The organism is Prevotella multiformis (genome assembly GCF_018127985.1).
Classification (GTDB): Bacteria; Bacteroidota; Bacteroidia; order Bacteroidales; family Bacteroidaceae; genus Prevotella; species Prevotella multiformis.
Genome location: NZ_CP072358.1, coordinates 581,237 through 593,398 on the forward strand (window position 1 = coordinate 581,237; position 12,162 = coordinate 593,398).

Consider the following 12,162-nt stretch of genomic DNA (forward strand, 5'->3'; position numbering starts at 1 on the left):
CTTATGACTTCGCTTATAAGTATGAGGACAGCAACCACCCGACGGCCCCGACACAGATTGGTCATGATTATTACGCCTACGATGCCAACGGCAATCCCGTGCTGGTGACAAATGACGGTACCAACACCACGAGGGAGATGTACTGGGATGAGGACAACCGGTTGATGGTCTTAAGCGATAACGGTAAGACAAGCCGATACACTTACAATGCTGCCGGTGAGCGTATCATGAAGAGTTACGGTACGATGGAGGGTGTGTACATCAACGGTGCGCCGCAGGGCATCACCTTCCACGAGACGGACAACTTCACGCTTTATCCTGCAAGTATCCTCTCTGTCAATAAGAATCGCTTTACAAAGCATTATTTTATTGGTGACAAACGAGTTGCTTCAAGGATAGGAACAGGTCTGTTTAATAACGTCTATGGGCGCAACGGCTCATACGTAACAGCCGGTCAGCAGGACTATGCGGAGCGCATGAATCAGATTCAGAAGCAGAAGGAAGCGTATTATAAGCAGCAGGGCATCGCCCCCGGCGTGCCGACGATGAAGGGTGCGTACGGTGACCCGGAGAACACGCACATCGGCTACAACTCCATCATCAGGGAGCTGGGCAACCACGATGTCCCGCAGGGTTGGATTCAGACACCACATCCTAACACGACACCAGGCACCAACCCTGGTCCACCCGTAAGCTGGAATGACCCGAGCAACCCTGATGACCCTCAAGCTGGATATGGTTACATTCCTAATGACACTACAAAGGAAGAAACCTTCTTCTATCACAGTGACCACTTAGGTTCAACGTCCTACATCACAGATGATAAAGCCAACATCACGCAGTATGACGCTTACTTGCCATACGGTGAGTTGTTGGTTGATGAGCACAGTAGTTCCGAAGACCTGCCGTATAAGTTCAACGGCAAGCAGTTCGATGAGGAGACCGGCCTGTACTATTATGGTGCAAGGTACATGAACCCGATAGCAAGTATTTGGTATGGGGTGGATCCGCTAATGAAAAAATACAAAGAAGTGTCAGCCTATATTTACACACTTGGAAATCCAATTAAGTTGACTGATTATAATGGATTATATCCAACCGCCTTATTACAGATCCATAAAACTGTTTGGTACAAATCCAATTACTATACTTTTACAAAACCTGCAGCACATTTATTGTCACTTGTCTCTGGTGTGAAAGAAGAAAGTATACAGAATATGTATGTCTATGAAAGAGGAATGTCACACCCTTATCCCTGGTATTCGAATGACTCTTATGGAGGGATAACTCTTCCTCATGGAAATACGTATCAAACAATTTATACCAACAATTTATTTGATGATGACGATCTTGGAAAAAACATTTATGCTTGGCTCGCTATTGCAAGTCATGAGGTCGGGCATATTAATCATATTAATGCAAGTAACAAAACTGCTGATGCGTCTTATCAGAATCAGATAAAGGCTTCAAAATTGGCACATGGGAGATTTAGCCCACAACCCAAGGCCCAACTTCGGTTACAAACGTATATATCAACTTTTATTGGGTCATACATCAAGTCTGGAGGACACGATGCTTCTCCTCTAGAGCGTCAAGCTGAACAAGGAGCCGTGACCTTTGAAAAATTCTATAAATTTATGAATTTGAAGTATGGAAAGAATGCATTAGAAAAGTTATTTAATTCTAAAGCTACAGACAAAGAAAAAGTAGCAAAGATAGATTCTTACTGGAAAGAATATATTAATAATAAGAAAAGCAAATGAAAGTACAGTTTATGATTAAATTTATACTGATAGCCATATCTATCCTACTTTATGGGTGTAAGAATAATGAGATAAGGTTTGATTTTAAGACTAATAGTATTAAGACAATAAACAATAATGGGCTATATTCATTAATTATATCTAGCAAAGATAGTCTTGAAGATTATTATTATATATATTTAGAGAAAGGACAAAAAGCACAAGACAGCATCTCTTTGGTTCATACAGGGAATAAGTATATTATTGAAGATTGGAGGGGAAAGCATATTTATAAGATAATTCTCCATCCTTACAGAACATATGAAATATCTAATATATCTAATGGCGACTGTGAATATGGTCGAATTTCTTTCAGAACAGATTCTTTAGGACGACCTATTATGTCTTCATATGGAGAAAAATCAGGGAATAGTTATATCAAGTAAGTTAACAAAATTAATCAACTAAGTAGCTCGTAAGAATTAATTTATACTAAGCTGCATGGGTAAAACTGATTTTGAGTCCAGATCCGATTGCCGCCAAGGCCCTGTTTGTGGCATAGAGCAGGGTGTCTGTGTAGAGATAATCCACAGGTCTGAGCCACTTCCCCTTGAGGATGCGCCAAAGAGTCTCGGCAATATTGAGATGCGGGCTATAAGGAGGAAGAAAGAAAAGGAACAGCCCCCGCTTCTCCCATACGGGGCGAAGTTCCCGCATAAGCCTGCACCTGTGTACACCTGCGTTGTCAAGGACCACGAAGGTCCTTCTGCTGATACGGAGCGACATACGGTCAAGAAAGTCAGCGACCTTGTCTGCGGTCATGTTCTCTTTCGTAGTGAATCCCTCATATCTGTTCCTGCGGTCTATCATACCGAATATATTGAGCCGGAAACCTCTTTCACAGGGGATGTAGACATCTTCACCGCGGAACTGCCATCCGTATGGCACATATCCACCCGTGCAGACATGACTCTCATCACCATAGTAAAGGTCTATGAGACCGTCCTTCTCCTGTTGTACGAGTTTCTGCAGCTTCTCGCTCTTGTAGGCATAGAGCTGCGGCGAGGGACTTCCCTTGGGACGTTTCCTTATACGTCTGTATCTCGCGCCAATGCGGATAAAAAAGTCCGGAAGGTACTTTCGCTCGCTTTCTTGCCGGAAGCCTGCTGCCAGGCTTCCTTCGCTTTCTTCACGCTCTGCCTGTCGTTCTCGATGGCTCTGCGTACCGCATCCTCGTCAGAACTGTCCATTATCGGCTTCCGACCCCGCCCGGGACGTGTAGCCAGACCCTTGACACCTTCACACTCGAACCGTCTCACCCATGAGTTTACCGATATGTGTGTCATTTCTGTCTGAATCCCGACTTCTTTTGATGTCAGACCGTTGGATTTCAACAGTATGGCACGGCAACGCATACGGAATGAATGGCTTTTGCCACGACGGAAGGCCTCCTCCAACTGAAGACGCTCTTTGTCTGTCAGTTCTATAATCTTGATCTTTCCGATAGTTGTACCTCTTTTATATGTTCGCACAAAGGTACGCAAAAAATATGATATAAAGTGTTTTTCAACATCTACTTAGACCGCAGGAACAGATATGAGGGATTTACTACGACAGAGAACATGACCGCAGACAAGGTCGCTGACTTTCTTGACCGTATGTCGCTCCGTATCAGCAGAAGGACCTTCGTGGTCCTTGACAACGCAAGTGTACACAGGTGCAGGCTTATGCGGGAACTTCGCCCCGTATGGGAGAAGCGGGGGCTGTTCCTTTTCTTTCTTCCTCCTTATAGCCCGCATCTCAATATTGCCGAGACTCTTTGGCGCATCCTCAAGGGGGAGTGGCTCAGACCTGCGGATTATCTCTACACAGACACCCTGCTCTATGCCACAAACAGAGCCTTGGCAGCAATCGGATCTGGACTCAAAATCAGTTTTACCCATGTAGCTTAGTATAAATTAATTCTTACGACCTACTTATGATACTTTATAAAAGTATTATCCATACAATGAATTTCAACATTCCCACAATTAATTTCAATTTTATTGTATGTATCAGATAATGATATTGTATGTACAACTTTATATTGCTGTATATCTATAACAAAAACTTCTAATTCTGTAGCTACAAATATCTTTTTGTTATACATAACCATTTCACAAAAAAGAAACATTAAGTCCAAACACATGATTCTATGTTTCTTTTTAAAATCATAAATAGCTAAATTTTGGTCAATTCCTATAGCATATACCTTAGGAAAAATTTTTAGGAATTGAGGTTGTAATAAGTCACTTGACCAAGCTATTTTTGCATAAGAATCGCCTTCCACTAATTTCCCATATATTCGATAAGAATTATTATGGGAATCATCGAAAACTGAATCATAATTTATTTTTTTATATGTAAAATAATCTATAATCTCAAATTTCATTTCTTTTTAAATATTTTAAGAATGATAGTTATTACTTTTGGTGCTTTTGTCATATCTCCATCAGCGTAGAAGAAACTAGTTTGAATCTGCCCTCTCTTACCAATCTTTAAAACTTTATTTATTGTGGTACCATATTTATTAGTGCTTCTAGAAACTTCAGTTCCTTTGATTAATGTTGTAGCAAATATTTGTGCTAATTGCTTTTTAGACCTAATACCTAAGGTAGTTAAATCCCTCAGGTTTTGGGCAGATCTTTGGACACTATGCACATTGCCTTCAACTACTCTGCCGAGGAAATAATCAAATTTACTCTCTGCAACTGTGAATTCTGCAACTTTAGTTCCTTTGTTAAGTACTTTAAATAAGCCTGCTCCACTACCAACGAGCCCTAAACCGATATCTGAAAAAGTTGCTATACTATTTGCAGTATTGGCACTAGCTCCAGCAAGTTGTGCGCCAGCTTTAATTCCTTGAAAAGTAAATGATTCAACCTTTTTACCTGTCCAAAGTTGTCTTACACCAGCTTGAACATCATCTATCCCGTGGACTACAGCTACTCCCCCTACAACAGCACCTACTCCTGACCAAGATGTAGCAATACCTCCTGTAATACCAGCTATTATTTGTAGACTACCTCCAATTACACGTAACCCTCCCGTAAATCTATTCCAACCAGGTCCTCGCCCATCAGGATCAATCAACTTAATTGGGTTGTCAAAAGTATAGACATATCCACCAGTGGTTGTATATTTCTCAGCCAACGGATCCACCCCATACCAAATACTTGCCACAGAATTCATATACCTTGCACCGTAATAGTATAGACCTGTTTCGTCATCAAATTGTTTGCCGTTAAACTTGTAAGGTAAGTCTTCAGATGATGAGTGCTCGTCAACGAGGAGTTCGCCATAGGGCAGGTAGGCATCGTATTGGGTGATATTGGCTTTATCGTCTGTGATGTAAGACGTGCTGCCCAAATGGTCAGAATGATAGAAGAAAGTCTCTTCCTTGGTGGTGTCGTTGGCAATGTAGCCGTAACCTGCCTGTGGATCATCAGGATTGCTCGGGTCATTCCAGCTTACAGGTGAACCGGGGTTGGTATTCGGGGTCGTGTTAGGATGTGGTGTCTGAATCCAGCCTTGTGGCACATCGTGGTTGCCGAGTGTGTCAATGATAGAGTTATATCCTCGTTTTGTATTCTCCGGATCACCGTACGCACCCTTCATTGTAGGTACACCTGGTGCAATGCCCTGCTGCTTATAGTATGCTTCCTTCTGACGTTGGATTTGGTTCATACGTTCAGCGTAGTCCTGCTGACCAGCCGTTACGTATGAGCCGTTACGCCCATAGACGTTGTTGAACAGACCCGTTCCTATCCTTGAAGCTACTCGTTTGTCACCAATAAAGTAATGCTTCGTGAAGCGATTCTTGTTGACAGAGAGGATACTTGCAGGATAAAGCGTGAAGTTATCCGTCTCATGGAACGTTATTCCCTGTGGTGCACCATTGATATATACGCCCTCCATCGTACCGTAACTCTTCATAATACGTTCACCGGCAGCGTTGTAAGTATAACGACTCGTCTTGCCGTTGTCAGAGAGTACCATGAGTCGGTTGTCCTCATCCCAGTACATCTCACGGGTAGTGTTCGTTGAGTCATTTGTTACCAGCGTAGGATTGCCGTTGGCATCATAGGTATAATGGTCGTGACCAATCTGTGTTGGAGCTGTCGGATGGTTACTGTCCTCATACTTATAAGCGAAGTTATAAGACTTAGCAGTTGTTGTTGAGTCCACTTTCTGAACCTTCGTCAGCGGTTCACTCATCCGTCCGAACGACATCACCATATCATACGATGAAGTATAGAAGAATCATCCCTTATGAGTAATTCTATTCTTTATATCTTAAATACTTCCTATAAGTAAAATGAAAAAGCTTTAAATCCATATGTAATTTTTGAAAGGACTAACTTATTTATAAGTTATACCTACGCTATCTACATAATATACATCAGGAAAAGGTTCCTTTATCAAGCATCGTACTACGATATGATTGATAACGGAGTCTCCATAAATCTGATATAGGCTATCTGATTCATGAGTTGTTGGGATTTTTTTCTTACTTCCTTTACACTCTATTTCTATCCCACTACTGGACCACCTTCCTTCAGTACCCGTTGGATTATAATACAATACTGGGAGTTGTTTGGTGAGATAACCTTTCAAACTTCTGCTTCTCAAATCGCATATACTATAAAAGATTAACCAAACTGCAAAAAACGCACAGCCTACAACATAAGAGTAGTAATGCATTTTTTTCTTTATCCTAAGTATTATATAAGAAAATAGAAAAATCAAAATGTTTAATGATATCATATAGAAATATGTATCTATAATGATGTTCCCACCCATATAGAGTAGTATCCACAGCCCCGCTAAAGCCAAGAAATACCAAGTTGCTTCTTCCTTTAATATTTTTTTTAGATTCATCATCTCTTAAATTTTTTATAAATAAAACTTCCTACCGTTGATCCTGCATTCGTCCCTATACTATTAAAGAACCTTCTGGTATAGACTCTTCTCCTCATAGAACTTGCATGGGTTGTAGCTTTTTTCAAATTAGCTTCGTATTTTTGACGCATAAAATTACTACCACGATGAGCCTTATGTCTATTCAACGTAACCTTGGCATCCTCAACAACCTTTTTAGCATTTGAAAAAGAATCTTCCAGTTTTTTTGATAATTTACCCAATCCCGCTTCTGCTAGAGAACCACCAAGTGCTGAGAAAAAAGCGTCTTTAAAATTAACTTCGCTTAGAGATTTTTCCTTCCATGCTTCAGCAGTGATGTTCGACACCATATTAACAGCTGTATTTACCAAAATCTTGGCAAGATTAGAATTTCCAATTTTAATAGATGAAAGTTTCTTTATTAATTTTGTTGTAGAAGCACCAGAGACAACGAGAGACATAACTCCAGCAACAACTGCATCTTTTCCTGCACCTTCCCAATCAATCTGGCTATAGGCCCGTTGTACGTTTCCACCATTATTTAATAAGTTCTGAACAAAACTTGCACCTACAGAAAAGACAAAAGTACCTACACCTTCAGTTATTGCGGACACAAAGTCTTGTCCATCAGTATCCACCAATTTTATTGGGTTATCCAACGTATGTATATATCCGCTCGTTGTGACATATTTCTCAGCTAACGGATCCACCCCATACCAAATACTTGCCATAGGATTCAAGTACCTTGCACCATAGTAGTACAACCCTGTTTCTTCATCCAGCTCCTTGCCGTTGAACTTATACGGTATTTCCTCACTTGATGAGTGTTCATCCACAAGCAGTTCACCATACGGTAGGTATGCATCATACTGCGTGATGTTGGCTTTATCATCTGTGATGTAAGACGTACTACCTAAGTGGTCACTATGATAGAAGAAAGTTTCTTCCTTTGTAGTGTCATTAGGGATAAAACCGTAACCGGCCTGCGGGTCGTCAGGGTTACTCGGGTCATTCCAGCTTACAGGTGGACAGGGGTTAGTATTCGGTGTGGTGTTGGGGCGTGGTGTCTGTACCCATCCCTGTGGTACATCATGGTTACCCAGCTCCCTGATGATGGAGTTATAGCCGATGTGGGTGTTCTCCGGATCACCATACGCACCCTTCATGGTGGGCACGCCGGGAGCAATGCCCTGCTGCTTATAGTAAGTCTCCTTCTGCTTCTGAATCTGATTCATACGTTCCGCATAGTCCTGCTGACCGGCAGTTACGTATGAGCCGTTGCGCCCGTAAACGTTGTTGAACAGACCTGTACCGATACGGCTGGCGATGCGCTTGTCCCCGATGAAGTAATGCTTTGTAAAGCGGTTCTTGTTGATGCTGATTATCGAAGCAGGGTAGAGCGTGAAGTTATCCGTCTCGTGGAAGGTTATTCCCTGCGGTGCACCGTTGATATACACACCCCCATCGTACCGTAACTCTTCATGATGCGCTCACCGGCTGCATTATACGTATAGCGTGAGGTTTTGCCATTATCGCTTAAAACCATGAGACGGTTGTCCTCATCCCAGTACATCTCACGGGTAGTGTTCGTGGAATCATTCGTTACCAGTGTCGGGTTGCCGTTGGCATCATACGTATAATGGTCGTGGTCTATCTGCGTCGGAGCTGTCGGGTGAGCTTCGTCCTCGTACTTGTAGGCGAAATTGTACGATTTCGCCGTGGCCGTGGAGTCTACACGCTGCACCTTTGTCAGCGGCTCGCTCATCCGTCCGAAGCTCATCACCATATCATACGATGCACGCTTGCCCCTGCCGCTTGCATGAACAAGGCGGTTCAGCTCGTCATACTCATACGTATGCGAACTCCTTCCTCCCAGCTTCGCCCTGTTGAGTTTTGTCAGCGACGTCGGGTCGGCGGCATTCGTGATGCCGAGGATGTTGTCCACGGCATCGTAACGATACCTGTTTTCCATCACAGTCTGACCGTCCGCTGTAAGGTTCATCACCTGCAGACGTTCACGCTGCTTATCGTAGGTATAGGTAGTCTCCGTGCCGTTACCGAGTTTCGTATAGACCGTATGACCCTCCTTGTCGTAACCTATCCTGTCAACAATAACGCTCTGACGTCCTCCCTTATTGCTTGAAAGACCATCTATTTGTCCTGCCGCATTGTAGTGATAGGTCACCACCTCACCGTCAGGATAAGTCATCGTCCGCACACGGTTCCAACTGTCGTAGGTAGCACCGTAGACATAAGTCCTAATATCTGCCACACTCGCTATTGTTGAATTTCGCTTGAATGAGAATAACTAAGACTATGAAGGGAATCTCTATATCATTGTGACGAACTTTTAATAATAGCTTTGTCCCTTAGTCTCCATATTTTTTTAAATATAATAACAACAAGATAACCATTATACCTAAGCCTACAATTGCAAATCTCCAAAAACCATTCCCATCTCCTTCATAAAAAATATAGTTAAAGCATTTATTATAAAAAAACTTTTTATGCAGCTTATGATGATTTAAATCTTCTTCAGTTACTGGTACTGTATAATTCTGCCCAGCATAATTTATGGTAATTGTTGCAGATACATCAACATTACCAGGATTCACTTCTAAAATTTTGTAAGAATTATCTGGGATTCTTACTGAGTAATGCTTGTTAGTTAATAATGCAGCACAACTATACGAAAACCATGCGATACAGAAAAAGGATACTATCCAAACATACCTAATTAAGATTCTACTTTTGTATTTATTTATCGCCATATTCTTTGGGTAATAGCTCTACGGCTTTACGAGTTATTTGTTTATGCGTTGTCTTTAATCCTGTTAGAAATCCAGAAAGGAGACCATAGTTTAGCTTGGCTTCTTTTAGGCCAGCTAAAGCTTTACTTACTAGTTTTGCATTAGGAGATCTTCTACTCTGATAATCTTTAAGAGCCTTCAAGGCTCTCTGATAGTTCTGTCTTGCCCCTATAGTAGCTTTTTTTATATAAGCAATAGGAAGAATGTGTCCAAATCCCTTACTTATTAGTGTTTGTGCTACTATTGCTTTTACATCAATACTCTTACCTGTAATCATTTTTGAAATAGCACTTTCTACTCCTTCAAGTATAATTCCTATACCTTCCTTGAGAATCCACTTAGCAATAGGATTTCTCACAATCTTTACCATGGTTGAAATTCCATTATCCAATGCTCCGCTTATAGCACCTGTTCCTACATTATATGCAATGCTTACACCGTCTTTCCATGTTAAACTCTTGTTAGCTTTAACAAATGAACTTATAGAAAGGTTATCCATTTTCTGGAACATTATAGAAAGGTATTCTGATGCACCACCAGCAACCCCTCCGATAATAACGCCATCAATCCCTATTTTTCCATTTTTGTCATAGTATCTAATAGGATTATCAGAGCAATAGACATAACTAAGTAACGTTGGCTTTGTGAGGCTCATTGGATCCACCCCATACCAAATACTTGCCATAGGGTTCATATACCTTGCACCATAATAGTACAAGCCAGTTTCTTCATCGAACTGCTTGCCGTTGAACTTATATGGCAGGTCTTCGGATGAAGAATGTTCATCAACTAACAGTTCGCCGTACGGCAAGTAGGCATCATACTGCGTGATGTTGGCGTGTTCATCTGTGATGTAAGACGTTGAGCCGAGGTGGTCACTGTGATAGAAGAAGGTTTCCTCTTTTGTAGTGTCATTTGGAATATAGCCGTAACCAGCCTGCGGGTCATCGGGGTTGCTCGGGTCGTTCCAGGAGACAGGAGGGCCGGGGTTAGTGCCTGGTGTCGTGTTAGGATGTGGTGTCTGAATCCAACCCTGCGGCACGTCGTGGTTACCCAGCTCCCTGATGATGGAGTTGTAGCCGATGTGCGTGTTCTCCGGATCACCGTACGCACCCTTCATCGTCGGCACGCCGGGGGCGATGCCCTGCTGCCTGTAATACGCTTCCTTCTGACGCTGGATCTGGTTCATGCGCTCTGCATAGTCCTGCTGACCGGCGGTTACGTATGAGCCGTTGCGCCCGTAAACGTTGTTAAACAGACCCGTTCCTATCCTTGAAGCAACTCGTTTGTCACCAAGGAAGTAATGTTTTGTAAAGCGATTCTTGTTAATGCTGATTATTGAGGCAGGATAGAGCGTGAAGTTGTCCGTCTCATGGAAGGTAATACCCTGCGGTGCACCATTGATATACACGCCCTCCATCGTACCGTAACTCTTCATAATACGTTCGCCAGCAGCGTTGTAAGTGTAACGGCTTGTCTTGCCGTTATCGCTTAAGACCATCAGCCGGTTGTCCTCGTCCCAGTACATTTCTCGAGTAGTATTCGTAGAGTCGTTCGTTACCAGCGTTGGATTACCATTGGCATCGTATGTGTAATGGTCGTGTCCGATCTGCGTCGGAGCCGTCGGGTGGTTGCTGTCCTCATACCTGTAAGCGAAGTCATAAGATCCGGCAGTTGTCGTTGAATCCACTTTCTGAACCTTGGTCAGCGGCTCGCTCATCCTTCCGAACGACATCACCATATCATACGATGCACGCTTGGCCCTGCCGCTTGCATGGACAAGGCGGTTCAGCTCGTCATACTCATACGTATGCATACTCTTTCCTCCCAGCTTCGCCCTGTTGAGCTTCGTCAGCGACGTCGGGTCGGCGGCATTCGTGATGCCGAGGATGTTGTCCACGGCATCGTAACGATACCTGTTCTCCATCACAGTCTGACCGTCCGCTGCAAGGCGCATCGCCTGCAGACGTTCACGCTGCCTGTCGTAGGCATAGGTGGTCTCCGTGCCGTTGCCGAGTTTCGTATAGACCGTATGACCCTCCTTGTCGTAACCTATCCTGTCAACAATAACGGTCTGACGTCCCTGTTTATTGCTCGTAAGACTCTCAACCTGTCCAGCAGCATTGTAGTGATAAGTCACTACTTCACCGTCAGGATAAGTCATCGTCTGCACCCGGTTCCAGCTGTCATACGTAGCACCATAGACATAAGTCCTGATATCTGCCACACTCGCCATCACCGTACGGACGGTCTTCGTCACCTCACCCTGTCTGCCGTAGTAATACGCCTCGCCGCCCGAAGCGTCCTCAACGAGAGCAAGACGACCGGCGCGGTTGTACTTGTCGCCGGCCTTGCCGTAGGTATAGGTGACACGGTTGAAGAGATTCTCCGGATAGAGCACTTCGTGCATATTCAGGCATATACTGACGAAAGTCTGTGTACTTCACTACTATTATTTTCTTATATACGGAGAACCTTCATTACTTATTATGTCGTAATATATGTTTTCCTGTCATATCATCAAAGTAATACGTAAATCCATACACAGATAGAAAATAAGCTATATTGTATGCTTCTTCTTCCGTTTTTACATTCATCCCCAATTCCGCAGCATTTTTCCTTGTGAGATAATTTTAAGCAGGTCGTAAGTAGATGTTGAGATGTCTTTT

Annotated in this window: 9 protein-coding genes and 2 pseudogenes; 3 read left to right on the plus strand and 8 right to left on the minus strand. The window is 43.0% G+C overall.

Features of this window, described 5'->3' with window-relative positions; all coding sequences use genetic code 11:
- Positions 1-137: 137 nt before the first annotated feature.
- Both J4864_RS08645 and J4864_RS08650 read left to right on the plus strand, forming a co-directional pair.
- Complete coding sequence (locus J4864_RS08645) at positions 138-1,763, plus strand: RHS repeat domain-containing protein (protein ID WP_211815400.1); 1,626 nt, start codon at positions 138-140, stop codon at positions 1,761-1,763.
- Positions 1,760-2,188 carry a hypothetical protein gene (locus J4864_RS08650; RefSeq protein WP_211815319.1) on the plus strand — a complete coding sequence of 143 codons (429 nt, stop codon included), beginning with the start codon at positions 1,760-1,762 and terminating at the stop codon, positions 2,186-2,188. The genes J4864_RS08645 and J4864_RS08650 overlap by 4 nt, the downstream gene beginning before the upstream one ends.
- Positions 2,189-2,234: 46 nt before the next feature.
- Here the strand turns inward: J4864_RS08650 and J4864_RS08655 are convergent, their stop codons facing one another.
- Both J4864_RS08655 and J4864_RS08660 read right to left on the minus strand, forming a co-directional pair.
- Positions 2,235-2,915, minus strand: coding sequence for an IS630 family transposase (locus J4864_RS08655; RefSeq protein ID WP_317194577.1), 681 nt, complete (start codon positions 2,913-2,915; stop codon positions 2,235-2,237).
- Positions 2,831-3,274, minus strand: a complete 444-nt coding sequence (locus J4864_RS08660; RefSeq protein WP_246479520.1) for a helix-turn-helix domain-containing protein — start codon at positions 3,272-3,274, stop codon at positions 2,831-2,833. Before J4864_RS08660 ends, J4864_RS08655 begins: the two co-directional genes overlap by 85 nt.
- A gap of 27 nt (positions 3,275-3,301) precedes the next feature.
- Here J4864_RS08660 and J4864_RS08665 point away from each other — a divergent pair, with 27 nt between their 5' ends.
- A complete protein-coding gene (locus tag J4864_RS08665; RefSeq protein ID WP_246479521.1) occupies positions 3,302-3,694 on the plus strand; it encodes a transposase in 393 nt (130 codons plus the stop codon).
- Positions 3,695-3,714: 20 nt separating this feature from the next.
- On the opposite strand, the gene J4864_RS08670 is transcribed toward J4864_RS08665, so the two are convergent.
- The 6 genes and pseudogenes from J4864_RS08670 to J4864_RS11840 form a co-directional block, all read right to left on the minus strand.
- On the minus strand, positions 3,715-4,173 hold the full coding sequence (locus tag J4864_RS08670; protein ID WP_211815320.1) for a hypothetical protein: 459 nt from the start codon (positions 4,171-4,173) through the stop codon (positions 3,715-3,717).
- Positions 4,170-6,032: pseudogene (locus tag J4864_RS11830) on the minus strand (RHS repeat-associated core domain-containing protein); the annotation flags it as partial. The gene J4864_RS08670 and the pseudogene J4864_RS11830, both read right to left, overlap by 4 nt.
- Before the next feature lie 111 nt (positions 6,033-6,143).
- Positions 6,144-6,665, minus strand: a complete 522-nt coding sequence (locus J4864_RS08680) for a hypothetical protein (protein ID WP_211815321.1) — start codon at positions 6,663-6,665, stop codon at positions 6,144-6,146.
- Positions 6,662-8,655 (minus strand): annotated as a pseudogene (locus tag J4864_RS11835) (RHS repeat-associated core domain-containing protein). The gene J4864_RS08680 and the pseudogene J4864_RS11835 overlap by 4 nt, the downstream one beginning before the upstream one ends.
- A 397-nt stretch (positions 8,656-9,052) precedes the next feature.
- Positions 9,053-9,454, minus strand: a complete 402-nt coding sequence (locus tag J4864_RS08695; protein ID WP_021671695.1) for a hypothetical protein — start codon at positions 9,452-9,454, stop codon at positions 9,053-9,055.
- On the minus strand, positions 9,441-11,234 hold the full coding sequence (locus J4864_RS11840; protein ID WP_246479535.1) for an RHS repeat domain-containing protein: 1,794 nt from the start codon (positions 11,232-11,234) through the stop codon (positions 9,441-9,443). Before J4864_RS11840 ends, J4864_RS08695 begins: the two co-directional genes overlap by 14 nt.
- Positions 11,235-12,162 lie beyond the last annotated feature (928 nt).